21 protein-coding genes are annotated in these 26291 nt (G+C 73.9%); 13 read left to right on the top strand and 8 right to left on the bottom strand.

Going from position 1 to position 26291, the window contains the following annotated elements; all coding sequences use genetic code 11:
• Positions 1 to 155: 155 nt before the first annotated feature.
• The 3 genes from O2W14_RS11160 to O2W14_RS11150 form a co-directional block, all read right to left on the bottom strand.
• Entirely contained in the window at positions 156 to 605 is a 450-nt protein-coding gene (locus O2W14_RS11160) for a hypothetical protein (RefSeq protein WP_269176164.1), read from the bottom strand.
• Positions 602 to 850: a hypothetical protein gene (locus O2W14_RS11155; protein ID WP_269176163.1), complete on the bottom strand. Its 249-nt coding sequence runs from the start codon at positions 848 to 850 to the stop codon at positions 602 to 604. The genes O2W14_RS11160 and O2W14_RS11155 overlap by 4 nt, the downstream gene beginning before the upstream one ends.
• 138 nt (positions 851 to 988) lie before the next feature.
• Positions 989 to 1654, bottom strand: coding sequence for an MBL fold metallo-hydrolase (locus tag O2W14_RS11150; RefSeq protein WP_269176162.1), 666 nt, complete (start codon positions 1652 to 1654; stop codon positions 989 to 991).
• 23 nt (positions 1655 to 1677) lie between these two features.
• Between O2W14_RS11150 and O2W14_RS11145 the strand changes: the two genes are divergently transcribed.
• The 12 genes from O2W14_RS11145 to O2W14_RS11090 all read left to right on the top strand — a co-directional run bounded on the left by O2W14_RS11145 (position 1678) and on the right by O2W14_RS11090 (position 17688).
• Positions 1678 to 3129, top strand: a complete 1452-nt coding sequence (locus O2W14_RS11145) for an amidase (RefSeq protein WP_269176161.1) — start codon at positions 1678 to 1680, stop codon at positions 3127 to 3129.
• Positions 3130 to 3401: 272 nt separating this feature from the next.
• Positions 3402 to 6329, top strand: coding sequence for an excinuclease ABC subunit UvrA (gene uvrA / locus O2W14_RS11140; protein WP_269176160.1), 2928 nt, complete (start codon positions 3402 to 3404; stop codon positions 6327 to 6329).
• A 176-nt stretch (positions 6330 to 6505) separates the two neighbouring features.
• A complete protein-coding gene (gene uvrC, locus O2W14_RS11135) occupies positions 6506 to 8584 on the top strand; it encodes an excinuclease ABC subunit UvrC (protein WP_269176159.1) in 2079 nt (692 codons plus the stop codon).
• A complete protein-coding gene (gene rapZ / locus O2W14_RS11130; RefSeq protein ID WP_269176158.1) occupies positions 8581 to 9585 on the top strand; it encodes an RNase adapter RapZ in 1005 nt (334 codons plus the stop codon). The genes uvrC and rapZ overlap by 4 nt, the downstream gene beginning before the upstream one ends.
• Positions 9582 to 10610: a gluconeogenesis factor YvcK family protein gene (locus O2W14_RS11125; RefSeq protein WP_269176157.1), complete on the top strand. Its 1029-nt coding sequence runs from the start codon at positions 9582 to 9584 to the stop codon at positions 10608 to 10610. Before rapZ ends, O2W14_RS11125 begins: the two co-directional genes overlap by 4 nt.
• Before the next feature lie 73 nt (positions 10611 to 10683).
• On the top strand, positions 10684 to 11664 hold the full coding sequence (gene whiA / locus O2W14_RS11120) for a DNA-binding protein WhiA (protein WP_237494784.1): 981 nt from the start codon (positions 10684 to 10686) through the stop codon (positions 11662 to 11664).
• A 198-nt stretch (positions 11665 to 11862) separates the two neighbouring features.
• A complete protein-coding gene (gene gap / locus O2W14_RS11115; protein ID WP_442928834.1) occupies positions 11863 to 12948 on the top strand; it encodes a type I glyceraldehyde-3-phosphate dehydrogenase in 1086 nt (361 codons plus the stop codon).
• Positions 12948 to 14141 carry a phosphoglycerate kinase gene (locus O2W14_RS11110; protein ID WP_269176156.1) on the top strand — a complete coding sequence of 398 codons (1194 nt, stop codon included), beginning with the start codon at positions 12948 to 12950 and terminating at the stop codon, positions 14139 to 14141. The genes gap and O2W14_RS11110 overlap by 1 nt, the downstream gene beginning before the upstream one ends.
• A gap of 11 nt (positions 14142 to 14152) precedes the next feature.
• Positions 14153 to 14962: a triose-phosphate isomerase gene (gene tpiA, locus O2W14_RS11105; RefSeq protein WP_269176155.1), complete on the top strand. Its 810-nt coding sequence runs from the start codon at positions 14153 to 14155 to the stop codon at positions 14960 to 14962.
• Positions 14963 to 15068: 106 nt separating this feature from the next.
• Positions 15069 to 16769, top strand: a complete 1701-nt coding sequence (locus O2W14_RS11100) for an ABC transporter substrate-binding protein (RefSeq protein ID WP_269176154.1) — start codon at positions 15069 to 15071, stop codon at positions 16767 to 16769.
• A 125-nt stretch (positions 16770 to 16894) separates the two neighbouring features.
• Positions 16895 to 17125 (top strand): preprotein translocase subunit SecG, encoded by a 231-nt coding sequence (secG, locus tag O2W14_RS11095; protein ID WP_269176153.1) that lies wholly within the window; start codon positions 16895 to 16897, stop codon positions 17123 to 17125.
• Between the two features lie 221 nt (positions 17126 to 17346).
• Positions 17347 to 17688, top strand: a complete 342-nt coding sequence (locus tag O2W14_RS11090) for an RNA polymerase-binding protein RbpA (protein ID WP_269176152.1) — start codon at positions 17347 to 17349, stop codon at positions 17686 to 17688.
• Positions 17689 to 17814: 126 nt separating this feature from the next.
• Here O2W14_RS11090 and pgl read toward each other — a convergent pair whose 3' ends face one another.
• From pgl to tkt, 5 genes are all read right to left on the bottom strand, one after another.
• Complete coding sequence (gene pgl / locus O2W14_RS11085) at positions 17815 to 18627, bottom strand: 6-phosphogluconolactonase (RefSeq protein ID WP_269176151.1); 813 nt, start codon at positions 18625 to 18627, stop codon at positions 17815 to 17817.
• Positions 18624 to 19841, bottom strand: coding sequence for a glucose-6-phosphate dehydrogenase assembly protein OpcA (locus tag O2W14_RS11080; RefSeq protein WP_269176150.1), 1218 nt, complete (start codon positions 19839 to 19841; stop codon positions 18624 to 18626). Before O2W14_RS11080 ends, pgl begins: the two co-directional genes overlap by 4 nt.
• 58 nt (positions 19842 to 19899) lie before the next feature.
• Positions 19900 to 21423 (bottom strand): glucose-6-phosphate dehydrogenase, encoded by a 1524-nt coding sequence (gene zwf, locus O2W14_RS11075; RefSeq protein ID WP_269176149.1) that lies wholly within the window; start codon positions 21421 to 21423, stop codon positions 19900 to 19902.
• A 119-nt stretch (positions 21424 to 21542) separates the two neighbouring features.
• Positions 21543 to 22649 carry a transaldolase gene (tal, locus tag O2W14_RS11070; RefSeq protein WP_269176148.1) on the bottom strand — a complete coding sequence of 369 codons (1107 nt, stop codon included), beginning with the start codon at positions 22647 to 22649 and terminating at the stop codon, positions 21543 to 21545.
• A gap of 111 nt (positions 22650 to 22760) precedes the next feature.
• Positions 22761 to 24998: a transketolase gene (gene tkt, locus O2W14_RS11065; RefSeq protein WP_269176147.1), complete on the bottom strand. Its 2238-nt coding sequence runs from the start codon at positions 24996 to 24998 to the stop codon at positions 22761 to 22763.
• Between the two features lie 322 nt (positions 24999 to 25320).
• Here tkt and O2W14_RS11060 point away from each other — a divergent pair, with 322 nt between their 5' ends.
• Positions 25321 to 26244 carry a heme o synthase gene (locus O2W14_RS11060; RefSeq protein WP_269176146.1) on the top strand — a complete coding sequence of 308 codons (924 nt, stop codon included), beginning with the start codon at positions 25321 to 25323 and terminating at the stop codon, positions 26242 to 26244.
• Positions 26245 to 26291: the final 47 nt, after the last annotated feature.

The following is a 26291-nucleotide window of genomic DNA, read 5'->3' as shown; positions in this document are numbered from 1 at the left end:
CCCCCCCCCCCCCCCCCCCCCCCCCCCCCCCCCCCCCCCCCCCCCCCCCCCCCCCCCCCCCCCCCCCCCCCCCCCCCACCGCCCCCGCACCACGGCCCCGGTGCGGGCCGTCCGGACGACGTCGCGGCGGTCCGCCGCGACGCCGTCCGGGTGGGTCAGTCCCGGCGGCGCAGTCCGAGGCGGCGCGACGCCGTGACGCCCAGCAGCACCAGCGCCAGCGCGAGGCCGGCCTCGACCTCGCGGGCGCGGCCGCTGGCCCGCAGCACGCCGACCGCGTCGGGCCGGGCCAGCCGGGTGCCCAGCAGCAGCCCGCCGAGCGCGGAGTCGACCCCGGCCCCGACGGTCACGACGTCCTGCGAGGGCGACCGCAGCCGGGCGGTGAGCCCGGCGTCGGCGAGCGCACCGGCGAGCGTGCCGACGTCGGCCCGCCCGGGCCGGGTGCCGGTCCGGGCGGTGGCGGCCGCCCGCAGGCCGAGCACGAAGCCGCGCACGTCGTCGGCGACCACGTCCACGTCACCGCCGCGGGCGGTGACCTGGACGGGGGCGCCGTCCACCTCGATCGACAGGTCGCCGGTCAGCTCGAGGCGGCCCACCTCCGGGGTCATCCCTCGGAGGCGTTCTCGGCGGTGGTGATGCGCAGGGTGCCGTTCAGCTTCCAGGTGGCGCGGGGGGCGTCCGCGCCGGTCTCGCGGGGGACCTCGACGACCATGTCCACGAACTGGTAGTTGATGGCCGCGCCCTTGCCGGTGAGGTAGGACCACATCTCCTTGCCGAGGTCGGCGAAGCTGGTGGTCTCGTGCGACTTGATGTCGCGGGTACCGGTGGCGGCGTCGTTGTTCGTCATGCTCATGGTGTGCTCCTTGGCTCGGATCGAGGGCTCGTGCGCAGGACCCGGCCGGAGGCGGTGTCCCGGACCCCGTGGCTCGCGCCGCGGACTCGATCGCCCCCTACCCGGTTGATCCGCCGCGAACCGGCCGTGCGTGCCCGGCTACCAGCCGCGGCGGCGCCACTCCTCCAGGGCGGGTCGCTCGGCGCCCAGCGTGGTGTCGCTGCCGTGCCCCGGGTAGACCCAGGTCGAGTCGGGCAGGACGTCGAACAGCCGCGCCCGGACGTCGTCGAGCAGGCTGGTGAACCGGGCGGCGTCGCCCTGGGTGTTGCCCACCCCGCCGGGGAAGAGGCTGTCCCCGGTGAAGACGTGCGTACCCGCCGCCTCCCCACCCCGCCAGACCAGCGCGATGCTGCCGGGGGTGTGCCCGCGCAGGTGCACCACCTCGAGCACCTGGTCGCCGACGGCGACGGTGTCCCCGTGCCCGACCGGCCGGGTGACCGGCACCGGCAGGTCGGCGGCGTCGGCGGGGTGGGCGACGGTCTGCGCGCCGGTCGCCGCGACGACCTCGGGCAGCGCGCGGTGGTGGTCCCAGTGCCCGTGGGTGGTGACGACGGTGCGGACGTCGGCGTCGCCGACCAGCGCCAGCAGTGCGGCCGGCTCGGCGGCGGCGTCGACCAGCAGCGACTGCCCGGTCGCGGTGCTGGTGAGCAGGTAGGCGTTGTTGGCCATCTCGCTCACCGCCAGCTTGGTGACGGTGAGGCCGGGCAGCTCGCGCGTCTGCGCCGGCCCACCCACGGTGACGTCCCCGGTGTACTGCGCGCTCATCGTGCTCCGATCGAGAACTGTCGGTGACCCCGGCTAGGTTCACCATCATGGACGCCGGCGCAGGTCCCGCACGCCCGGCCGCCCTGCCCGTGCCGGCCGCCGGTGACGACGGCGTCGTCGGGCTGACGGCCACCGAGCTGGCCGCCCGGGTGCGCTCCGGGGGGCTGTCCGCGGTCGAGGTCGTCCGCGCGCACCTGCGCCACCTGGCCGCCGCCGAGTCCCGGATCGGCGCCTTCCGCGTGGTCCGCGCCGAGGCCGCGCTGGCCGAGGCCGCCGCCGTCGACGCCTCGCCCCGGCGGGCCGAGCTGCCGCTGGCGGGGGTGCCGGTCGCGGTCAAGGACAACGTCGCGGTGGCCGGCGAGGTCACCACCGACGGGGCGCCGGCGCACTCCCCGGCGCCGGCCACCGCCGACCACCCGGTGGTCGCCCGGCTGCGGGCGGCCGGAGCCGTGGTCGTCGGGCTCACCCGGGTCCCCGAGCTGTGCGTCTTCGCCGCCACCGACGGCCGGGGCACCGTCACCCGCAACCCCTGGGACACCGCGCGGTCGCCGGCCGGGTCCTCCGGTGGCAGCGCCGCGGCGGTGGCGGCCGGCGTCGTGCCGCTGGCGCACGGCAACGACGGGATGGGGTCGCTGCGGCTGCCCGCCGCGGCCTGCGGCCTGGTCACCCTCAAGCCCGGCGCCGGCGTCGTGCCCGCGGGCATCGGCGCCGACAGCTGGTCGGGCATGGCCGAGAACGGGGTGCTCGCCACCACCGTCGCCGACCTCGCCCTCGGGCTGGCCGTGCTGGCCGGTGTCGACCCGGAGCCGCCGGTCGGGCCGGGCGGCCCGCTGCGGGTGGCGGTGTCCACCCGGTCGCCGGTGCCCGGGGTCCGGCTGGACCAAGCCGGGCGGGCCGCGGTGGACGCGGTCGCCGCCGAGCTGCGTGCGGCCGGGCACACGGTCGTCCACCGCGACCCGGTGGTCACCCCGGTGGACGCACTGGGCACCGTGGCCCGCTGGCTGGCCGGGGCCGACGCCGACGCCGAGGCGCTGGGGCTCGACCGGCGGGCGCTGGAGCGGCGGAACCGCGTGCACACCCGGCTGGGCAGCTGGGTCCGCCGGGCCGGGCTCGACCGCCCGCAGCCGGCCCTGCGGGCCCGGGCGACCGCCTTCTTCAGCGACGTCGACGTGCTGCTCACCCCGGTCACCTCGGGTCCGCCGCTGCCCGCCCGGCCGTGGCACGAACGCGGCTGGCTGGCCAACGCCGCTGCCAACGCACGCTGGGCGCCCTGGACGGCGACGTGGAACGGGGCCGGGTTCCCGGCGCTGGTGCTGCCCGCCGGGCCGGGCCGGGCGGGGCTGCCCACCTCGGTCCAGCTGGTCGGACCGCCAGGTGCCGAGACGCGTCTACTCTGGCTGGCCGGGGAGCTGGAGCGCCGGTCGCCCTGGCGCCGGTACGCCCCGGTCCTCGACCCACGACCGGCCCCCGACTGACCGGTCCCTGCGCCGGGACCGCTGCTTGTGGCGGGTGACACCCGGCCGACACCGGCCGCGGGGAAGCCCGTCCCCGGGGGCGCCGTTCACCTCGGTGACGGACGCAGGGGTCCTCCGCACAGCACCACCGGCGCGGGCCCCCGCCGGCCCCCGAGCCCACGCACCACCGGCCCCGGCCTCCTGCACCACCGGCCTCCGGCCCTCCGCACGACCTGGTCCCCGCCCCCGGGCGGGCCGGCCAGCACCGGACCACTGCGACCGACAGGGATCACATGGACAGGCTCGTCGTCCGCGGCGCCCGCGAGCACAACCTCAAGGACGTCCACCTCGACCTGCCCCGCGACGCGATGATCGTGTTCACGGGGCTCTCCGGATCGGGCAAGTCGAGCCTCGCGTTCGACACGATCTTCGCCGAGGGGCAGCGCCGCTACGTCGAGTCGCTGTCGGCCTACGCCCGGCAGTTCCTCGGCCAGATGGACAAGCCCGACGTCGACTTCATCGAGGGCCTGTCGCCGGCCGTCTCGATCGACCAGAAGTCCACCAACCGCAACCCGCGGTCGACCGTCGGCACCATCACCGAGGTCTACGACTACCTGCGCCTGCTCTACGCCCGCGCGGGCCAGCCGCACTGCCCCAACTGCGGCAAGCCGATCTCCCGGCAGACCCCGCAGCAGATCGTCGACCAGGTCCTGGCCATGGAGGAGGGCACCCGCTTCCAGGTGCTCGCCCCGGTCGTGCGGGCCCGCAAGGGCGAGTACGTCGACCTGTTCAGCTCGCTGCAGACCCAGGGCTTCTCCCGTGTCCGCGTCGACGGCACGATCCACCCGCTGACCGAGCCGCCGAAGCTCAAGAAGCAGGAGAAGCACACGATCGAGGTGATCGTCGACCGGCTCACGGTCAAGGAGAGCGCCAAGCGGCGGCTCACCGACTCCGTCGAGACCGCCCTCGGTCTGGCCGGGGGCCTGGTCGTGCTGGACTTCGTCGACCTCCCCGAGGGCGACACCGAGCGCGAGCGCACCTTCTCCGAGCACCTGGCCTGCATCGACGACGGGCTGTCCTTCGAGGCGCTCGAGCCCCGCTCGTTCTCCTTCAACTCGCCCTTCGGCGCGTGCCCGGAGTGCACCGGCATCGGCACCCGCAAGGAGGTCGACCCCGACCTCGTCGTCCCGGACCCGGGCAAGAGCCTGGCCGAGGGCGCGATCGCCCCGTGGGCCGGGTCGATGAGCAACGAGTACTTCCAGCGGCTGCTCGGCGGGCTGGCCGACGCGAACGGCTTCTCGATGAACACCCCGTGGGAGCAGCTGCCCGCGAAGGTGCAGAAGTCGGTGCTGCACGGGTCCTCGGACCAGGTGCACGTGAAGTACAAGAACCGGTACGGCCGTGAGCGCAGCTACTACGCCGCCTTCGAGGGCGTGCTGCCCTTCCTCGAGCGCCGCCACGAGGACACCGACAGCGAGACCATGAAGGACAAGTACGAGGGCTACATGCGCGACGTGCCCTGCCCCGTCTGCCACGGCACCCGGCTCAAGCCGGAGATCCTCGCCGTCAAGATGATGGGCCGGTCGATCGCCGAGGTCACCGGGCTGTCCATCGGCGAGGCCTCCGAGTGGCTCAACGCCCTGGAGCTCGGGGAGCGCGAGCGGGCCATCGCCGTCCAGGTGCTCCGGGAGATCCAGGCGCGGCTGTCCTTCCTGGTCTCCGTCGGGCTGGACTACCTGTCCCTGGACCGTCCGGCCGCGACGCTGGCCGGTGGCGAGGCGCAGCGCATCCGGCTGGCCACCCAGATCGGCTCCGGGCTGGTCGGCGTCCTCTACGTGCTCGACGAGCCGTCGATCGGGCTGCACCAGCGCGACAACGTCCGGCTGATCGAGACGCTGATCCGGCTGCGCGACATGGGCAACACGCTGATCGTCGTCGAGCACGACGAGGACACCATCAAGCAGGCCGACTGGGTCGTCGACATCGGTCCCGGTGCCGGTGAGCACGGTGGCGAGGTCGTGGTCAGCGGCACGTACGAGGACCTCCTCGCCAGCGAGCGGTCGATCACCGGCCAGTACCTGTCCGGCCGCCGGGAGATCACCATCCCGAAGATCCGCCGCGAGCGGACCCCGGGCCGCGAGCTGGTGGTCAAGGGGGCGCGGGAGAACACCCTGCGCGGGATCGACGTGGCGTTCCCGCTGGGCATGCTCGTCGCCGTCACCGGCGTCTCGGGCTCGGGCAAGTCCAGCCTGGTCAACGACATCCTCTACACGACCCTGGCCAACGAGCTGAACCGCGCGCGCATGGTCCCCGGCCGGCACCGCACCATCACCGGCCTGGACCAGCTGGACAAGGTCGTCGGCGTCGACCAGTCGCCGATCGGCCGCACCCCGCGGTCCAACCCGGCCACCTACACCGGGGTCTGGGACCACGTCCGCAAGCTGTTCGCCAGCACGTCGGAGGCCAAGGTCCGCGGCTACCAGCCCGGCCGGTTCTCCTTCAACGTCAAGGGCGGCCGCTGCGAGGCCTGCTCCGGTGACGGCACGCTGAAGATCGAGATGAACTTCCTGCCCGACGTCTACGTGCCGTGCGAGGTGTGCAAGGGCGCCCGGTTCAACCGGGAGACCCTCGAGGTGCACTACAAGGGCAAGACGGTCGCCGAGGTGCTCAACATGCCGATCGAGGAGGCCGCGGACTTCTTCGCCGCGATCCCCGCGATCGCCCGGTACATGCGCACCCTCACCGACGTCGGGCTCGGTTACGTGCGGCTCGGCCAGCCGGCCACCACGCTGTCCGGTGGTGAGGCGCAGCGGGTCAAGCTGGCCAGCGAGCTGCAGAAGCGCTCCAACGGCCGCACGATCTACGTGCTCGACGAACCGACCACCGGTCTGCACTTCGAGGACATCAACAAGCTGCTGCAGGTGATCCAGGGCCTGGTCGACAAGGGCAACTCGGTCATCGTCATCGAGCACAACCTCGACGTGATCAAGAGCGCCGACTGGCTCATCGACATGGGCCCCGAGGGCGGGTTCCGCGGCGGCCAGGTCGTCGCCGAGGGCACGCCGGAGTTCGTCGCCACGGTGCCGGAGAGCCACACCGGCCGGTTCCTCGCCGACATCCTCGACCCCGCCGCGGTCGCCGCAGCGGCCGAGGGCGGCAAGAAGCGGGCCCGCAGGAGGCCGCAGCTCGCCTCGGTGTCGGCCGGCGACCAGGCCAGCTGACCGCGGCACCCCGCTCCGACGGCCCGCCGGTCGCGTCCCCGCCCGGGGGTGCGGCCGGCGGGCCGTCGGCGTCCCCCAGGTGGTCCGGCGCAGGTCAGGGGGCCGCCGGGCGGGGGAGGAGCGGACGGGACCGGCCGGCGCGGCGGACTGTCGGTGCGCCGACCTAATCTGGACCCATGCCCGACCCGTCCACGTACCGCCCAGCGGTCGGCAGCATCCCCGAGGACCCGGGGGTCTACAAGTTTCGCGACCCGGCCGGCCGGGTCATCTACGTCGGCAAGGCCAAGAGCCTCCGGCAGCGGCTGAACAGCTACTTCGCCGACGTCTACGGCTTGCACCCGCGCACCCGGCAGATGGTCACCACCGCCGCCAGCGTCGAGTGGACCGTCGTCGGCACCGAGGTCGAGGCGCTCCAGCTCGAGTACAACTGGATCAAGGAGTTCGACCCGCGGTTCAACGTCCGCTACCGCGACGACAAGAGCTACCCGAGCCTGGCCGTGACGCTGAACGAGGAGTTCCCGCGGCTGCAGGTGATGCGCGGGCCCAAGCGCAAGGGCGTCCGCTACTTCGGCCCCTACGCGCACGCCTGGGCCATCCGGGAGACCCTCGACACCCTGACCCGGGTGTTCCCCGCCCGCACCTGCTCCAACGGCGTGTTCAAGCGGGCCGCCCAGATCGGCCGGCCCTGCCTGCTGGGCTACATCGGCAAGTGCGCGGCCCCCTGCGTCGGCCGGGTCAGCGCCGAGGAGCACCGTGACATCGTCGACGACTTCTGCGACTTCATGGGCGGCCGCACCGAGCAGATGACGCGGAAGCTCGAGCGTCAGATGGCCGAGGCCGCCGAGGCGATGGAGTACGAGAAGGCCGCCCGGCTGCGCGACGACCTGGGCGCGCTGCGCCGGGCGATGGAGAAGCAGGCCGTCGTCCTCGGTGACGGCACCGACGCCGACGTCGTCGCCTTCGCCCAGGACGAGCTGGAGGCCGCCGTCCAGGTCTTCCACGTCCGCGGCGGCCGGGTCCGCGGCCAGCGCGGCTGGATCATCGACAAGGTCGAGGACGTCACCACCGGCCAGCTCGTCGAGCAGTTCCTGCTCCAGGTCTACGGCGGGGTCGACGAGCAGACCGGCACCGGCGAGGTCGGCGAGTCCGTGCCCCGCGAGGTGCTGGTCCCCGAGCTCCCCGACGACGCCGACGTCTACACCGAGCTGCTCAGCGAGCTGCGCGGTTCCCAGGTGTCGCTACGGGTGCCGCAGCGCGGTGACAAGCGCAGCCTGATGGAGACCGTCGAGCGCAACGCCAAGGAGTCCTTCGCCCGGCACCGGGTCAAGCGGGCCAGCGACCTCACCGCGCGCTCGCTGGCGCTGTCGGAGATCCAGGAGGCCCTCGACCTCCCCGACGCCCCGCTGCGGATCGAGTGCATCGACATCTCGCACGTCCAGGGCACCAACGTGGTGGCCAGCATGGTCGTGTTCGAGGACGGCATGGCCAAGAAGGCCGACTACCGCCGGTTCGCCGTCGCCGCCGGCACCGACGACACGGCGGCCATGGCCGAGGTGGTGCGCCGCCGGTTCGCACGGCACCTCAAGGACGAGGCCGACCGGCGCGACGAGCAGGGCGTCGCCGCCGAGGAGGGCCGGCCGCGCCGGTTCGCCTACCCGCCGAACCTGCTGGTCGTCGACGGCGGTGCCCCGCAGGTGGCCGCGGCCAGCCGCTCGCTGGCCGAGCTGGGCGTCGTCGACATCGCCGTCTGCGGCCTGGCCAAGCGGATGGAGGAGGTGTGGCTGCCCGACGACCCCGACCCGGTCATCCTGCCGCGCACCTCCGAGGCGCTGTACCTGCTGCAGCGGGTCCGCGACGAGGCGCACCGGTTCGCCATCACCTACCACCGGCAGAAGCGATCCAGCACCATGTTGGTCTCGCTCCTGGACGACGTCCCGGGGCTCGGCGACACCCGGCGGAAGGCCCTGATGAAGCAGTTCGGATCCCTCAAGCGGCTGCGTGCCGCGACCGTCGAGGAGCTCACCGCGGTGCCCGGCATCGGCCGGCGCACGGCGGAGGCGGTCCTCGCGGCCGTGGCCGAGCCGACCGCGCCGGGGTCGGCGGCCGACCGGGCACCCGACGTGGTCGCCGAGGACGCCGTCGAGCTGGAGGAGGCCCCCGTGGGCGTCGCGCCCGCCGGCGCCGTGCAGGGCGCTGCCGCCGGCGACACCGCCGAGGTCGGCCGGGTCCGCCCGTCCGCCGGGAGCAGCACGTGACCGCCGGCGAGCACGACGACCGGCCGGTCGAGGACGTGCCGGCCCACGACGGGCCGGTCGAGGACGTGCCGGTCCACGACGGACCGGTCGAGGGCGTGCCCGGCGACGCCGCGCCGTCGGCCGACCCGGCGAGCACCGAGCTGGCGCCGCTGGACGTCGTGGTCGTCACCGGCCTGTCCGGCGCCGGCAAGAACACCGCCGGGCGGGTGCTGGAGGACCTCGGCTTCTTCGTCGTCGACAACCTCCCGCCGGCGCTGCTGCAGCCGATGGTCGAGCTGGGTGCCCGCGGTGACCTCCGCCGCTTCGCCGCCGTCGTCGACGTCCGCAGCCGGGCCTTCTCCAGCGACCTGCAGGAGTCCATCCGGCTGCTCGCCGAGGCCGGCCACCGGCCCCGGGTGGTCTACGTGCACGCCCGCAACGAGGTCCTCATCCGGCGTTACGAGTCCAACCGGCGCGAGCACCCGCTGCAGGGCAGCGGCCGGCTGGCCGACGGCATCGAGGCCGAGCGCGAGCTGCTCACCGGGATCGCCGGCGAGGCCGACCTGTGGGTCGACACCAGCGACCTCAACGTCCACCAGCTGCGGGCCACCCTGGAGTCGGCGTTCGTCGTGCACGGGGCCGCCCCCGAGGTGACCGCGACGGTGCTCAGCTTCGGCTTCAAGTACGGGCTGCCGCTGGACGCCGACCTCGTCGTCGACGCCCGGTTCCTGCCCAACCCGCACTGGATCCCCGAGCTGCGCCCGATGACCGGCCGGGACGCCGAGGTGCGCGACTACGTGCTGGGCCAGGAGCACGCCGGGGAGTTCCTCGACGAGTACATGAAGGTGCTCGCCCTGCTGCTGCCCGGCTACCGGCGCGAGGGCAAGCGCTACCTGACCCTCGCCGTGGGCTGCACCGGCGGCAAGCACCGCAGCGTCGCGATCGCCGAGGAGTTCGCCCGCCGGCTGTCCACCGAGGGCGTCGCCGCCTCGGCCCGCCACCGCGACCTGGGGCGCGAGTGAGCGACGCCGACCGGCCGGTGCGGATCGCCGCCCCGCCGCCGGTCCCGGCCGCCCGGCCCGCCCGTGCGCCGCTGGGCCCCGACGGCCCGCGGGTCGTCGCGCTCGGCGGCGGGCACGGGCTGGCCGCCTCGCTCGCCGCGTGGCGGCTGCTCACCAGCACGCTGACCGCCGTGGTGACCGTGGCCGACGACGGCGGCAGCTCCGGCCGCATCCGCCGCGAGCTGCCGGTGCTCCCGCCCGGTGACCTGCGGATGGCGCTCGCCGCGCTGGCCGGCGACGAGCCGCGCACCCAGGAGATGGCCGCCCTGCTGCAGCACCGGATCGGCGGGGAGGGCGCGCTCGCCGGCCACCCCGTCGGCAACCTCATGCTCACCGGCTGGACCGAGCTGCACCAGGGCGACACCGTGCGGGCCCTGCGTTCGCTGGGGGACCTGCTGGGCTCCGTGGGCCGGGTGCTGCCCATGGCCGACGTCCCGCTCGACCTGGTGGCCACCGTGGCCAGCGTCGACCCCGACGACCCGCGGGAGACCCGGCGCATCCGCGGGCAGGTGGCGATCGCCTCGACCCCGGGCCGGGTGCGCGACATCCACGTCTCCCCGGCCGACCCCCCGGTGCACCCCGACGTGCTCACCGCGATCGCCGAGGCCGACGTGATCACCCTCGGGCCGGGCTCCTGGTACACCTCCGTGCTGCCGCACCTGCTGGTGCCGCGGCTGCGGGCGGCGCTGGCCGCCAGCCCGGCCCGCGTGGTCGTCGTCCTGAACCTGGAGCCGCAGCCGGGGGAGACGGACGGGTTCTCCCCACAGGAGCACCTGAGGGTCCTGCTGGGGCACCTCGGGGGCGTGTCGTTGCACACTGTCATCGCCGATGCGGCTGCGGTTGTTGACCGGCGTGGTCTGCTGTCTGCTGTGCAAGGGTGCGGTGCGGAGCTGGTCCTGGCTCCGGTGGCTGCATCCGACGACGCGGCTCAGCACGATCCGCACCGGCTCGCTGCCGCACTGGCCTCCGTGGTCGGTGCCCGGTGACCGCCGGGGGAGTGGCCGCACACCGGGACGACCGGTGCACCGGCCGGCACACAGGGGGAAGGGAACACCGCTCATGGCGATGACTGCGATGGTGAAGGACGAGCTCTCCCGCGTGGAGTGCACGAAGACCTCCGAGCGCAAGGCCGAGGTGACGGCGCTGCTGCGCTTCTCCGGCGGCCTGCACATCGTGGGTGGCCGCGTGGTCATCGAGGCCGAGCTCGACACCGGCTCGGTGGCCCGGCGGCTGCGCCGCGACATCAGCGAGGTCTACGGCTACACCAGCGGCGTCAGCGTGCTCGCCGGCGGCAACATCCGCCGCGGCGTGCGCTACCTGGTCCGGATCGCCAAGCACGGCGAGGGCCTGGCCCGACAGACCGGCCTGGTCGACCAGCGCGGACGCCCGGTGCGCGGGCTGCCGCCGTCGGTGGTCTCCGGCGGCATCGGCGACGCCGAGGCCGCCTGGCGCGGGGCCTTCCTGGCGCACGGGTCGCTGACCGAGCCGGGGCGCTCGTCGTCCCTGGAGGTCACCTGCCCCGGGCCCGAGGCGGCGATGGCCCTGGTGGGCGCCGCCCGCCGGCTCGGCATCGCGGCCAAGGCCCGTGAGGTGCGCGGCACCGACCGGGTCGTCGTCCGCGACGGCGACGCGATCAGCGCCCTGCTCACCCGGATGGGCGCCCACGACGCCGTCCTGGCCTGGGAGGAACGGCGGATGCGCCGGGAGGTCCGGGCCACCGCCAACCGGCTGGCCAACTTCGACGACGCCAACCTGCGCCGCTCGGCGCGGGCCGCGGTCGCCGCCAGCGCCCGGGTGGAGCGCGCCCTGGAGATCCTGGCCGACGAGGCCCCCGAGCACCTGCTGGTCGCCGGCCGGCTGCGGCTGGAGTTCGGGCAGGCCTCGCTGGAGGAGCTCGGCCAGCGCGCCGACCCGCCGATGACCAAGGACGCCGTCGCCGGGCGCATACGGCGGCTGCTGGCGATGGCCGACAAGCGCGCCAAGGACCTCGGCATCCCGGACACGGAGTCCGTCGTCACCGACGACATGCTCGCCCAGTAGAAGGACCCCGCTGCCCCCCACGCTTCGCGAGCTCAGCGCGGGCCCCTCCAGTGGGGCCGCTCCAGCACGTCACCAGACGTCCGCGACGTCTCCCCGGGCGGACCGGGGAGACGTCGCGGACGTCTTCGTGGGGTCCGGTGAGCTGCCGGACCGCCCGGTCGGCGGACCGACGGCGGCCCGTTAGGCTGCCTGCGCAATGTGGCCGCGCACACGGTGCGGCCGACGGTTCCGCTGGGCCGACCGGCCCGGCTGGGCGACGAGGTCTGGGAGGCCGCAGTGACGGTACGGGTCGGGATCAACGGGTTCGGCAGGATCGGCCGCAACTTCTACCGCGCGGTCGCGGCGAGCGGTGCGGACGTCGAGGTCGTGGCGGTCAACGACCTGACCACGCCCGAGACGCTGGCCCACCTGCTCAAGTACGACAGCATCCTGGGCAAGCTCCCCGAGGACGTCTCGGTCACCGGTGACGGCATCAAGGTCGGCGAGAAGACCGTCAAGGTGCTCGCCGAGCGCGACCCGGCCAACCTGCCCTGGGGCGAGCTGGGCGTGGACATCGTCGTGGAGTCCACCGGCTTCTTCACCAAGGCCGAGGACGCCCGCAAGCACGTCGACGCCGGTGGCGCCAAGAAGGTCATCATCTCCGCGCCGGCCACCGGTGACGACCTGACGATCGTCATGGGCGTCAACCACGAGTCCTACGACGGCTCGCAGACGATCATCAGCAACGCGTCCTGCACCACCAACTGCCTGGCGCCGCTGGCCAAGGTCCTCAACGACGCGTTCGGCATCGAGCGTGGCCTGATGACCACGATCCACGCCTACACCGCCGACCAGAACCTGCAGGACGGCCCGCACAAGGACCTCCGCCGCGCCCGCGCCGCCGCGCTGAACATCGTCCCCACCAGCACCGGTGCGGCCAAGGCCATCGGCCTGGTCCTCCCCGAGCTCAAGGGCAAGCTCGACGGCTACGCGCTCCGCGTCCCGGTCCCGACCGGCTCGGCCACCGACCTCACCGTCACCGTGGGCCGCGACGTCACCGTCGAGGAGGTCAACGAGGCCTACAAGGCGGCTGCCGCCGGCCCGCTGGCGCCCTACCTGGTCTACACCGACGCGCCGATCGTCTCCTCCGACATCGTCACCGACCCGGCGTCGTGCATCTTCGACTCCGGCCTGACCAAGGTCTTCGGCAACCAGGTCAAGGTCGTCGGCTGGTACGACAACGAGTGGGGCTACTCCAACCGCCTGGTCGACTCGGTCGTCCTGGTCGGGTCGAAGCTCTCCTGATGCGATCCGTCGACGAGCTCATCGCCGACGGGGTCTCGGGTCGGCGCGTGCTGCTGCGCGCCGACCTGAACGTCCCGCTGGACAAGAAGACCGGCGCGATCACCGACGACGGCCGGATCCGCGCCAGCCTGCCCACGCTGCAGGCCCTGCAGGCCGCCGGTGCACGCGTCGTCGTGGCCGCCCACCTGGGCCGCCCCAAGGGCGCCCCTGACCCGCAGTTCTCCCTCGCCCCGGTCGCCGCCCGGCTGGGCGAGATGCTCGGGGCCCCGGTGACCCTGGCCGGCGACGTCGCCGGCACCGACGCCACCGCGAAGGTGGCCGGGCTCGCCGACGGCGACGTGCTGATGCTGGAGAACGTCCGCTTCGAGGCCGCCGAGACCTCCAAGGACGACGCCGTCCGCGGTGAGCTGGCCGACCGGCTGGCCGCCCTGGCCGACCTCTACGTCGACGACGCGTTCGGCGCCGTGCACCGCAAGCACGCCTCGGTGTACGACGTCGCGCTGCGGCTGCCGCACGCGGCGGGCCGGCTGGTCGCCCGGGAGCTCGACGTGCTCACCCGGCTGACCGAGAGCCCCGAGCGCCCCTACGTGGTCGTGCTCGGCGGCTCGAAGGTCAGCGACAAGCTCGGTGTCATCGAGGCGCTGCTGCCCCGGGTCGACAAGCTCCTGATCGGCGGCGGGATGACCTACACCTTCCTGGCCGCCCAGGGCCTGGAGGTCGGGAAGTCGCTGCTGGAGGCCGACCAGGTCGACACCTGCCGCCGGCTGCTGGCCGAGGCCGGTGACCGGATCGTGCTGCCGGTGGACCTGGTCAGCGCCACCGAGTTCAGCGCCGAGGCCACGACGCGGGTCGTGCCCTTCGACGCGATCCCGGCCGACGAGGAGTGCCTGGACATCGGGCCGCGCAGCATCGAGCTGTTCACCGAGCAGCTCGCCGGTGCCCGCACCGTGTTCTGGAACGGCCCGGTCGGCGTCTTCGAGCTGGCCCCCTTCCAGGCCGGCACCCGGGGCGTCGCGCAGGCCGTGGCCGCCGTCGACGGGCTGTCGGTGGTCGGTGGCGGTGACTCGGCCGCGTCCGTGCGCACGCTCGGGCTCGACGAGGCCGCCTACGGGCACATCAGCACCGGTGGCGGGGCTTCGCTCGAGTTCCTCGAGGGCCGGGAGCTCCCCGGCCTCGCGGTCCTGGCCGACTGAGGCCGCCGACGATGGCACGCACCAAGGCGACCCCGGTCCGGGAGGGCCGGCGCCCGCTGATCGCCGGCAACTGGAAGATGAACCTCACGCACCTCGAGGCGATCGGGCTGGTGCAGAAGCTGGCCTTCTCGCTCACCGACCCGCAGCTCGAGGCGGCCGAGGTCGTCGTCGTCCCGCCGTTCACCGCGCTGCGCAGCGTGCAGACGCTGGTGGCCGGCGACAAGCTGGAGATCGGCTACGGCGCACAGGACCTCTCGGCACAGGACGGCGGCGCCTACACCGGTGACGTCAGCGGGGCGATGCTCGCCGCGCTGGCCTGCCGGTACGTCCTGGTCGGCCACTCCGAGCGGCGCACGCTGCACGGTGAGGACGACGCGGTCGTCGCCGCCAAGGTCCAGGCAGCACTGCGGCACGGGCTGGTGCCCCTGCTGTGCGTGGGCGAGGGGCTCGACGTCCGGCGGGAGGGTGCGCAGGTGTCGCACTGCACCGCCCAGCTCGACCGGGCGCTGGACGGCCTCACCGCCGACCAGCTCCAGCAGCTGGTCATCGCCTACGAGCCGGTCTGGGCCATCGGCACCGGCGAGGTCGCGACCCCCGATGATGCGCAGGAGGTCTGTGGGGCGCTGCGGGCACGGCTCGCCGAGAGCCACGGCCCGGAGCTGGCCGCTGCCGTCCGTATCCTCTACGGGGGTTCGGTGAAGGCCGACAACACGGCCGGGATCCTCGCCGGTCCGGACGTCGACGGCGCGCTCGTCGGCGGGGCCAGCCTGGACGCCGACCAGTTCGCGCAGATCTGTCGAACCGCCGCCGAGGTCAGCTGACCCCTGCCGGCACCGACCGGGTGGAGCAGCAGCCACGTTGACGTACAGCACCGGACGACGGCCGATCGGCCGCACCTCTCCCGCGGGGGTGCGACGGTCGGCCGTCGTGCTGTCCGTCGTCGCGGCCCTGGCGGTGCTCACCGGGTGCAGCGGCAGCAACACCGGCGTCGCCGCGGTGCCCACCCAGGCCGGTGACCCCGGCAGCGGCGTGACCGGCGTCCGGGCGCCGTCCGACGTCCCCGGGGGCACCCTGCGGGTGGTCGCCGGCCAGGTCGACAGCCTCGACCCGCAGCGCTCCTACGCCACCGGCGTCTGGAACCTGATGCGGCTCTACACCCGCACCCTGGTCACCTACTCCTCGGCACCGGGCCGGACGGACGAGCTCGTGCCCGACCTGGCCACCGACCTGGGCACCACGCCCGACGGTGGCCGCACCTGGACCTTCACCCTCCGCGAGGGCGTCCGGTTCGAGACCGGCCGGCCGATCACCTCCCGCGACGTCAAGTACGGCATCGAGCGGTCCTTCGCCTCCGAGGTCGTCGTCGGCGGGCCCACCTACGTCGTCGACCTGCTCGACGACGAGGCCGACCCCTACCCGGGGCCCTACCAGGACGAGACGGCCGACCGGCTGGGGCTGCGGTCGGTCACCACCCCCGACGACCGCACGATCGTGTTCACCCTGACCACCCCGACGCCGGACTTCCCGTTCGTGATGGCGCTGCCCTCCAGCAGCCCGGTGCCGGCCGAGAACGACACCGGCGGGGCCTACGGCGACGACCCGATCAGCTCCGGGCCGTACATGATCACCTCGGTGGACGCCCAGACCGGCATCGCCCTGGAGCGCAACCCGCAGTGGGACCCGGCCACCGACGACGTCCGGACGGCGCTGCCCGACGCGGTGCTGGTGCGCACCGGGCTGTCCGGCGTGGCCCGCGACCAGGCGCTCCTCGCCGGCTCCGCCGACCTCGACCTGTCCGGCACCGGGGTGCAGCAGGCCACCACCAGCCGGCTCGCCGACGACGCACTGGCCGGGCGGATCGACGACCTGACCACCGGGGCGGTCCGGCTCCTGGCGCTGCCGACGTCGGTGTCGCCCATGGAGAACCGCGACTGCCGCGCCGCGGTGGCCGCCGTCGTCGACCGCGGTGCGGTCCAGGAGGCGCTGCAGGGCCCGGGCAACGCCGAGCGCACCTCGGTGCTGTGGCCGCGGGCGGTGGCCGACGGCCCGGCCGAGGGCGACCCGCAGCCCGACGCCGCCGCGGCCCGCGCGGCCTTGACCGCCTGCGGGCGGCCCGAGGGCTTCGAGACCGTGCTGGCCGTGCCCGACGTGCCCGCCAGCGTCCAGGTCGCCGAGGTGCTGGCCACCGAGCTCGCCGAGGTCGACATCACCGCCGAGGTGCGGCCGCTGGACCCGAGCACCTACTACTCCGACATCAGCAACCCCGACACGGTCACCGCCGCCGGGTACGGCCTGGTGCTGGCCACCTGGACCGCCGACTTCCCGACCGCCGCCTCGTTCCTGGTGCCGCTGGTCGACGGCCGGTCCATCCGGGGACTGGGCAACACCAACTACGCCCGGCTCGACGACCCCGGCGTCAACGGCCTCGTCGACGCCGCCCGGGCGGCCACCGACCCGGTCGTCGCCGTCGACGCATGGCGGCAGGTGGCCGACGCGGTGCGGCAGACCGCGGCCTACGTGCCGCTGGCCGAGACCCGGGTTCAGCTGCTCGCCGGGCAGCGGCTGCGCAACGGCGTGGTCATGCAGCCCTACGGCAGCTACGACGTCGCCACCGCCGGCATCGGCTGACCCCGCCCTGCGGCGGGTCGGCCGGACCGGCCGCGCCGTCCGTTAGGCTGGTCCGCTGAGAGCCCCGGACCACGTGGGTGGAACCTCACCCGCCGGCGTGGGCAGAGGACAGGAGACGGACGACGATGGAACTGTTCCTCAACGTGCTGCTGGCGCTGACCAGCGTCCTGCTGATCGTGCTCATCCTGCTGCACCGCGGCAAGGGCGGTGGGCTGTCCTCGATGTTCGGTGGCGCCGTCTCCTCGCAGCTGTCCGGCAGCTCCGTGGTCGAGAAGAACCTCAACCGGCTGACCGTGTTCGCCGGCCTGCTGTGGACGATCTGCATCGTCGGCCTCGGGATCCTGATCAAGGCCTGACGAAGGACCCCCTCGCGCCCCACCACTCGCTCCGCTCGCGGCGGGACCCTGCGAGGGGGCCGGAACGGCGCTGCCCCCGTCGATCGGTCGCCATCGCGGACGGTCTGGTCCCGGTACCGGGGGAGGCCGGATCGTGACCTGCGGCGCCCTCCCAGGCCCTAGACTGCGCGCGCGGTGATCACTCAGTCACCGCGACGTGGCGACGATCAGGGGGGCCGCTCGTGGCTGGAGGGAACGCGATCCGGGGGAGCCGGGTCGGTGCAGGGCCGATGGGTGAGGTCGAACGGGGCGAGACGGCACCTCGCACCCGGGTCGGCTATTGGTGTGCGAACGGACACGAGTCGCGGATCGCCTTCGCGGCCGACATCGAGGTGCCGGACTGCTGGGACTGCCCGCGCTGCGGGCTGCCGGCCGGCACCGACCAGCAGAACCCGCCGCCCGCACCGCGGACGGAGCCGTACAAGACGCACCTGGCCTACGTGCGGGAGCGCCGCTCCGACGAGGACGGTGACGCCCTCCTCCAGGAGGCGCTGACCCGGCTGCGGGCCCGCCGGGGCGCCTGACGAAGGACCCCGTCCTCCTCGTCCCTCGCGAGCTCGGGGCGAGCCTCTGGACGGAGCCGGGACGACACCGGCCCGGTCACCCCATGAGCAGCTGGGGTGACCGGGCCGGTGTCGTCGTGGGGCGGGTCAGCCCCGGGGGAGCCGGCTCGCCGCCGCCTCGTCGAGCAGCCAGCGGGTGGCCTGCCGGCCGCGGGCACCGGCGGCCGGGAGGTCGACCGGCTCGGCGCCGCCCAGGGCCCGGGCCACGGCCTCGGCCTTGCCCTCGCCGCTGACCAGCAGCCAGACCTCCTCGGCCGCGGTGATCGCCGAGAAGCCGAGGCTCACCCGGGTCGGCGGCGGCTTCAGGCAGTCCCGCACCGCCACGACCGGGCGCTCGTCGGTGGCGGCGGGGGAGTCGGGGAAGATCGAGGCCACGTGGCCCTCGGGCCCCATCCCCAGCAACAGCACGTCGATCCGCGGCACGGCACCGCCGTCCTCGGCGACGGCCGCGAGCTGCTCGGCGTACCAGGCCGCCGCCTCCTCCGGTGAGTCGTAGCCGGCGTCGGAGGAGGGCATCGGGTGCACCTTCTCGGGGTCGACCGTGACGTGGTCCAGCAGCGCCTGCTGGGCACCGAGCTCGTTGCGGTCCGGGTGGTCGACGGGCACCCAGCGCTCGTCGCCCCACCAGACGTGCACGGCGGTCCAGTCGACGACCTCCCGCTCGGGCTCGGCGGCCAGCGCGGCGACCCGCTGCAGCACGGCGGTGCCGATCCCGCCGCCGGTGAGCACCACCGACGCCGTCCCGTGCACCGCCTGGGCGGCGGCCAGCCGCGCGACCAGCGCGGAGGCCACCGAGCGGGCGAGGGTGTCGGCGTCGGGCTCGACGACCACGTCGGGGGTGGGCAGGCCGGCGTCGGCCAGCGCCTCGTCGACCTGGTCGCCGGGGGACTCCTGGCTCATCGCTTCCTCCCCTTCGTGCTGACCGCGGCGTCCGCGGCCGGTGCGTCGGCGTCCTGGACCACGGCCTGCTCGTCGGAGTCGTCGGCCGGGTCGTCGTGCTCGCCGCTCTGGGCGACGTCGTCGGACCCCTCCGAGGACGGCGGGACGGTCGGCAGCGGCGCGGCCGCACCGGTCGGCTCGGCACCGGCCGGCTTGCCCGGGGTCTGGCCCATCGGCGGCTTGGCCCGCATCGGGTCGAACCAGACGTGCTCGCGCAGCGCGGGGCGGTCGGACAGGCCGGTCTCGCCGGTCACCACCTCCAGCGCCTCGCTGAACGGCTCGTCCTGGTCCAGCCGGCGCAGCTCCTCGCCGATGAGCTCACCGAGCGAGCGGTCCGGCAGCGCGACCGTGGCCTCGGGCCGGTTCGGCTGCTGGATCACCGCACCACCCTTGCGGTCGTCCTGCAGGCGGACCTCCTCGTCCTGGTCCAGCCGCAGGGTCACCGAGTCGATGCCGGCCGGTCCGGGCACGCGGGTGCTCGGGACGACGCGGATCTCGCAGTCGCACCGGGAGGACAGCCAGCCGGCGACCAGCTGGGCGGTCGCGTTGTGCACGTCGCCGGACACCTCACCGCCCAGCACCCGCACCGCCTCGGCACGGCGGCCGGAGACCGAGTCCAGCGTCGAGGCCAGCGTCGCCCGCCAGGGCGTGCTGCGGGTCCAGGTCAGATCGGTGTCGCCGGGGGCGTAGTCCTTGGCCCGGACCGACAGGGCGCCGACCGGGTCCTCGGACATGGACGAGTCGCTGATCCGGCGGTCGGCGATCACGCCGAGCGCGTCGGTGGAGACCCGCTCCGGCGGCGGTGCGTGCCACCAGGTGACCACGGGTGCGTCGGCGGCCAGCAGCGGCAGCACCACGGACTCCGCGTGCAGACCGAGGCGGCCGTACATCCGCATCACCACGGCCTCGCCCGGGCCGAGCCGCCCACCGACGACGACCTCGGCGTCCAGCCGAGGCACCGGTGCCTCGACCTGCCGGCGCACCACGATCAGCAGCCGGCACGGGTTGGTCGCGGCGGCGGCGCTGGCGGCCTCCTCGGCCTCGGCGACCCGGCTCTCGTCGGCGACGACCACCAGGGTCAGCGCGACGCCGCTCATCACCGCGCCACCGGTGCGGCGCTGGGCGGCCAGCTCCTTGACCACCGCGGATCCGGTGGTGTCCCACAGCGTCGTCACGACAGGCCTCTCTCGTAGGTCGGGTGCGCGGCGGCCGTCACGCCCGTCGTCGGCCCGGTCACGGCCGGCGCCACGAGCGGCCCTCGGCGGCCAGCATGTCCTCGGCGGCGCGGGGGCCCCACTCGCCGGCCCGGTAGGGCGCCGGGGTGGTGCCGGCCCAGAACTCCTCGAGCGGGTCGATGACCGCCCAGGAGGCCTCGACCTCGGCGTTGCGCGGGAAGAGGGTGGCATCGCCCAGCAGCACGTCGAGCAGCAGCCGCTCGTAGGCCTCGGGGCTGGCCTCGGTGAACTGCTCGCCGTAGAGGAAGTCCATCGCGACGTCGCGGACCTCCATGACGCTGCCGGGCACCTTGGAGCCGAACTTCAGCGTCATGCCCTCGTCGGGCTGCACCCGGATCACCAGCTGGTTGTGGCCCAGCTCCTCGGTGTCGGTCGGCGCGAAGGGCAGGTGCGGCGCCCGCTTGAACACCAGGGCGATCTCGGTGACCCGGCGGGGGAGCCGCTTGCCGGTGCGCAGGTAGAACGGGACGCCGGCCCAGCGCCGGGTCTCCACGCCCAGCCGGACCGCGGCGTAGGTCTCGGTGGTGGAGTCGTCGGCCACCCCGGTCTCCTGGCGGTAACCGGTGGCGCGCTGCCCGGCCAGCCAGCCCTGCTGGTACTGGCCGCGGACGGCGAAGCGCTCCATGTCCTCGGGCTCGGGGACCGACACGGCGCGGAGCACCTTCAGCTTCTCGGTGCGGATCTCCTCGGCGGAGAACTCAACCGGCTCCTCCATGGCGGTGAGCGCCAGCAACTGGAGCAGGTGGTTCTGCAGCACGTCGCGGGCGGCGCCGGTCTTCTCGTAGAAGCCGGCCCGGCCGCCGATGCCGACGTCCTCGGCCATGGTGATCTGCACGGAGTCGACGTGGTGGCCGTTCCAGACCGGCTCGAACAGCTCGTTGGCGAAGCGCAGCGCCAGCAGGTTCTGGACCGTCTCCTTGCCCAGGTAGTGGTCGATCCGGAAGACGTCGTCGGCGGTGAACACCGAGTCGACCAGCGCGTTGAGCTCGCGGCTGGAGGCCAGGTCGTTGCCGAAGGGCTTCTCCACGACCACGCGGCGCCAGCGGTCGGGCGTGCTCTCGGCCATCCCGGTGCGCTCCATCTGCTTGAGCACGGTGGGGAACATGGCCGGGGGGATGGACAGGTAGAAGGCCGCGTTGCCGCCGATGCCGTGGCTGCCCTCGAGCTCGGTGAGGTTGGCGGCCAGCTCGTCGAAGGCGGCGTCGTCGTCGAAGGAGCCCTGGACGAAGCGGACGCTGTTGGCCAGCCGCTCCCAGACCTCCTCGCGCCAGGGGGTGCGCGCGTGCTCACGGGCGGCGGAGCGGGCGAGCTCGGAGAACTCGGAGTCGCCCCAGTCGCGGCGGGCGAAGCCCAGCAGCGCGAAGTTGGTGGGGAGCAGGCCCCGGTTGGCCAGGTCGTAGACGGCCGGGAGGAGCTTCTTGCGCGACAGGTCGCCGGTGATCCCGAAGACGACCAGAGCACAGGGCTCCGGCACTCGGGGCAGCCGCCGGTCCCGCGGGTCGCGCAACGGGTTGGTGGACATCGGTTTCCGTCCTCGAGGCTCGCAGTGGTGCCCCGCCGTCCGGCTCGGCGGGGCGGTCCGGACGGCAGGGGAGGTGCGGGGCGGTGCGTCCGGTCAGCCGGACGCACCACCCCGGTGGATCACTTCTTGTCTTCGAGCTGCTCCTTGACCGAGCCGGTCAGCTCGTCCCACGCGTCGACGAACTTCTGCACGGCCTCCTCCTCGAGGACGCGGAAGACGTCGTCGAAGTCGATGCCGGCCGCGGCCACGTCGGCCATGACCTTCTCGGCCTGCGCGTAGGAGGACTGCACCGGGGTGCCGACCTGCCCGTGGTCGGCGAAGGCCTGCATGGTCTTGCCGGGCATGGTGTTGACGGTGTCCGGGGCGGTGAGCTCGGACAGGTACAGCGTGTCGGAGTAGTCGGGGTTCTTGACCCCGGTCGAGGCCCACAGCGCCCGCTGCTTGCTGGCGCCCTTGGCCTCCAGCGCCTTCCAGCGGTCGGAGGAGAAGACCTCCTCGTAGGCCTGGTAGGCCAGCTGGGCGTTGGCGACACCGGCCTTGCCCTTGAGCGAGGCGTCGGCGCCGGCGGCGTCCAGGCGCTTGTCGATCTCGGTGTCCACGCGGGACACGAAGAACGAGGCGACGGACTCGATGCCCTCGAAGGAGGCCTCCGGGTCCTCGGCCAGCCGCTGCTCGAGGCCGGCGATGTAGGCCTCCATGACGGCCTTGTAGCGCTCCAGGCTGAAGATCAGCGTCACGTTGACGCTGATGCCCTTGGCGATCGTGCTGGTGATCGCCGGCAGGCTCGCCAGCGTGGCCGGGATCTTGATGAAGAGGTTCGGCCGGTCGACGAGCCACCACAGGTGGGCGGCCTCGGCGGCGGTGCCGTCCTCGTCGTGGGCGAGCCCGGGGGCCACCTCGAGGGAGACACGGCCATCGCGGCCGGTGCGGTCGAAGACCGGCTTCAGCAGGTCGCAGGCGTCGCGGACGTCGGCGGCGGTGATGGTGCGCAGGGCCTCCTCGACGCTGACCTTGCGCACGGCCAGGGCGTGCAGCTGGTCGTCGTAGGACTTCGACCCGCTGATCGCCGCGGCGAAGATGCTCGGGTTGGTGGTGACGCCGACGACGCTGGACTCGTCGACCAGCTTCTGCAGGTCACCGCCGTGGATCAGGTCACGGGACAGGTCGTCGAGCCAGACGGCGACCCCCGTCTCGGACAGCTTCGCGAGGTTCTCGTTCTGAGCCATGTGACTGCCTTTCGTGGGTGGGCGGGGGCCCGGTGGGCCCCCGCCCGGAGAGTGTCTGTCGGCCCCGCTGCCGGGTCCCGCCGCGTGCGCGGCGGGGGCAGCGGGGTCCTTTCAGTGGTCGCCGGTGGCGTCGGAGCCGTAGACCCCGCCGCGGGAGACGGCAGCGCCCGAGGGCGGCGTCGCACCGTTGGCGGCCGCGTCGATGCTCTCGCGCGCGGCGGCCACGACGGCCTCGGCGGTCAGGCCGAACTCCTCGTAGAGCTTGGAGAAGCTGGCGCTGGCGCCGTAGTGGTTCAGCCCGACGATCCGGCCGGCGTCGCCGACGAACTCACGCCAGCCCATGGGCACCCCGGCCTCGACGCTGACGCGCGCCTTGACCGTGGGGGGCAGGACCTGCTCGCGGTAGGACTGGTCCTGCTCGGCGAACCACTCCCAGCAGGGGAGGGAGACGACCCGGGTCGGGACGCCGGCGGCCTCCAGCTGCTCGCGCGCGGCGACGGCGATCTGCACCTCGGAGCCGGTGCCCATCAGCACGACCTCGGGGGTGCCGGTCGAGGCCTCGGCCAGCACGTAGCCGCCCTTCGCGACGCCCTCGGCGGAGCCGAACTCGCTCCGGTCGAAGACCGGCAGGTTCTGCCGGGACAGCGCCAGGCCGGCGGGCCGGTCGTTGTTCTCCAGGATCGTCCGCCACGCGACCGCGGTCTCGTTGGCGTCGGCCGGGCGGACGAAGTCCAGACCCGGGATGGCGCGCAGCGCGGCGTAGTGCTCGATCGGCTGGTGGGTCGGGCCGTCCTCGCCCAGGCCGATGGAGTCGTGGGTCCACACGTAGGTCACCGGCAGCTGCATGAGGGCGGCCAGTCGCACCGCGCCGCGCATGTAGTCGGAGAAGGTGAGGAACGTGCCGCCGTAGACGCGGGTGCCGCCGTGCAGGGCGATGCCGTTCATGACCGCGCCCATGGCGTGCTCACGCACACCGAAGTGCAACGTGCGGCCGTAGGGGCCACCGGACCACGCCTTGGTCTGGCGGCTGGCCGGCAGGAACGACGGCTCGCCCTTGACCGCGGTGTTGTTGCTCTCGGCCAGGTCGGCCGAGCCGCCCCACAGCTCGGGGAGCTCGGGGTAGAGGGCGGCGAGGACCTCACCGGAGGCCTTGCGGGTGGCCACGCCCTTGGGGTCGGCGTCCCAGCTGGGGAGCTTCTCGGCCCAGCCCTCGGGGAGGGTGCGGGTGGTCATCCGCTCCAGCAGCGCGGCGGCCTCGGCGTTGCTCTGCTGCCACGCCTCGAACCGGGTCTGCCAGGCGGCCTGGGCCTCCTGGCCGCGGCTGACGGCCTTGCGGGTGTGCTCGATGACCTCGGCGGCGACGTCGAAGGTCGTCGCCGGGTCGAAGCCCAGCACCTCCTTGGTGGCCTTGACCTCGTCGTCACCGAGTGCGGAGCCGTGCACCCCACCGGTGTTCTGCTTGTTCGGCGACGGCCAGCCGATGACCGTGCGCAGCACGATGATCGAGGGCTTGGTCGTCTCGGCCTTGGCGGCGGCGAAGGCGGCGTCCACGGCGGCGAGGTCCTCACCGTCGGTGACGTGCTGGACGTGCCAGCCGTAGGCGGCGTAGCGGGCGCCGACGTCCTCGGTGAAGGCGATCGTGGTGTCGTCCTCGATCGAGATCTTGTTGTCGTCGTAGACCAGCACGAGGTTGCCCAGCTGCTGGGTGCCGGCCAGCGAGGACGCCTCGCCGGAGATGCCCTCCTCCAGGTCGCCGTCGGAGGCGAAGGCCCAGATGGTGTGGTCGAACAGGCTCTCGCCCTCGGGGGCCTCGGGGTCGAGCAGGCCGCGCTCGCGGCGGGCGGCCATGGCCATGCCGACCGCGTTGCCGACGCCCTGGCCCAGCGGGCCGGTGGTGGTCTCGACGCCGGCGGTGTGGCCGACCTCGGGGTGACCCGGGGTCTTCGAGCCCCAAGTGCGCAGCGCCTGCAGGTCCTCGAGCTCCAGGCCGTAGCCGGCCAGGTAGAGCTGGACGTACAGGGTCAGGCTGGAGTGCCCCATGGAGAGGACGAACCGGTCGCGGGCCGGCCAGTTGGGGTCGGAGGGGTCGTGCTTGAGCCACTTCTGGAAGAGCAGGTAGGCGACCGGCGCCATGCTCATCGCGGTGCCGGGGTGGCCGTTGCCGACCTTCTGAACGGCGTCCATCGCCAGCACGCGGGCGGTGTCGATGGCCTTGCGGTCCAGGTCGCCGAAGCCCTCGGGGAGGGTGGGCTGCGGCTGGCGCGGCGCACCGGTGGAGGTGTCGCTGGCGGCCTCGGCCGGTGCCTCGGCGTTCGTGGACTGCGTGGAGGAGCTGCTGTCGGTGGTCATGTGGCGCTCGGTGCTCCCTCGGGGAATCGGTCGATGTCGGACCCACCCGGGGGCTCGGGGGCGGCCCTGCCCCGGGCGGACGACGGTGCACACCACGGCCGCCCCGGTCGGCGCGGTCGGAGGTCGTGACCGGAAGCGCGCCGTCGTCCTCGACGTCCGCCCTACCCGCATCACGCGCAGAGTCAACGTGATCAAACCCTAGTCGTGTGCGGCGCCGTGCAGAGGGAGGCAGGCTACGATGGGCGGGCTACCCACACTCTCCGGCGGAGAAGGACTCATCGGTGCCCTGCTGCCCGCGCGACGCCGCGCCCCTGGGCACCCGGTGACCACGATCGCCGACCGCTCGGTGAGCCCGGCGCGGCCTCTGCGCACGGCCCGCGCGACGGTGGCGGCCTACGTCTCGCTGACCAAGCCCAAGCTCGTCGAGCTGCTGCTGGTCACCACCCTGCCGGCGATGATGCTGGCCGACGGCGGCTGGCCGGGCACGGGTCTGGTCGTGGCCACCCTGGTCGGCGGCATGCTCGCCGCCGGGGCCGCGAACACGATCAACTGCTGGTACGACCGCGACATCGACCGGCTCATGTCGCGCACCCGCGACCGGCCCATCCCCAGCGGGGTGATCAGCCCCCGCAACGCGCTGGTCTTCGGCGTCCTGCTGGCCTGGGTCTCGCTGGTGCTGCTCGGCCTGTTCACCACCCCGCTGGCCACCGCCCTGGCGGCTGCCGCGGTGCTGGCCTACTCGGTGCTCTACACGATGGTGCTCAAGCGCCGCACCCGGCACAACACCGTCTTCGGCGGGCTGCCGGGCGCCGCGCCGGTGCTGATCGGGTGGGCCGCGGTCACCGGGTCGCTGGACTGGCCGGCCCTGGTCTTCTTCGGCATCGTCTTCTGCTGGCAGATGCCGCACTTCTGGGCGCTGGCCAGCCGGTTCCGCTTCGACTACTTCCGTGCCGGGGTGCCGATGCTGTCGGTGGTGGCCGGGCCGGTCACCGTCGGCCAGCAGTCGGTCGCCTGGGCCTGGGGCACGCTGGGCACCTCGCTGCTCATGGTGCCGGCCACGCCGCAGCTGGGCTGGATCACCGGCGTCGCCACCCTGGGCCTGGGTGCCTGGTACGTGGCGGAGTCCCACGCGTGGCTGCGGCGCATCCGGTCCGGTGGGCCCGACCGCCCGATGAAGCTCTTCTCGGTGTCGATCACCTACATGACGCTGCTGTCCATCGCCCTGGTGGCCGACGTCCTCGTCTGACGCCAGCCCCCCGCACTCGCAGGGTCGCGCTGGGACCCACCAGCGGG

Source organism: Modestobacter sp. VKM Ac-2986 (genome assembly GCF_026967795.1).
In the GTDB taxonomy this organism is placed as follows: domain Bacteria; phylum Actinomycetota; class Actinomycetes; order Mycobacteriales; family Geodermatophilaceae; genus Modestobacter.
Note: the sequence above shows the minus strand (reverse complement) of the source record. Positions and strands in the feature narration are given on the sequence as shown.